Source organism: Pseudophaeobacter profundi (genome assembly GCF_029697505.1).
Lineage (GTDB): Bacteria > Pseudomonadota > Alphaproteobacteria > Rhodobacterales > Rhodobacteraceae > Pseudophaeobacter > Pseudophaeobacter profundi.
Window position 1 is genome coordinate 1 of the sequence record NZ_JARJEF010000246.1, and the last position, 274, is coordinate 274.

Sequence of the window (274 nt, forward strand, 5' to 3'; positions counted from 1 at the left end):
GGGAACAGCAGGTTGTTGACATCTGACGAAGGGTTAACGTGGAATATAGCTCTCCCCCCAGCCGGGCTTGGCCCTCGGAAATTCTTTGTAATCTTTTCTTTGTTGACGTTAAGCAGGCCTCTGAACAAATTCAGATCTTCCGAGGAGATGGCCATCGCGGCCCTTGACACAAGCCACATGACGGGGTGGCGGCAGTTCTGACTGACGAGGGCGCCCCAGTACGAGACATAGTCCGCCTCGAACGGCACCATGACGGTGGCGAGGGGCATCGGAG

1 protein-coding gene is annotated in these 274 nt (G+C 56.6%); it reads right to left on the reverse strand.

Annotation, left to right across the window (positions count from 1 at the left end):
• Nucleotides 1-274, reverse strand: a 274-nt coding sequence (locus tag P2081_RS20880; protein WP_278924703.1) for a carbonic anhydrase family protein, incomplete at both ends; no start/stop codon positions are given.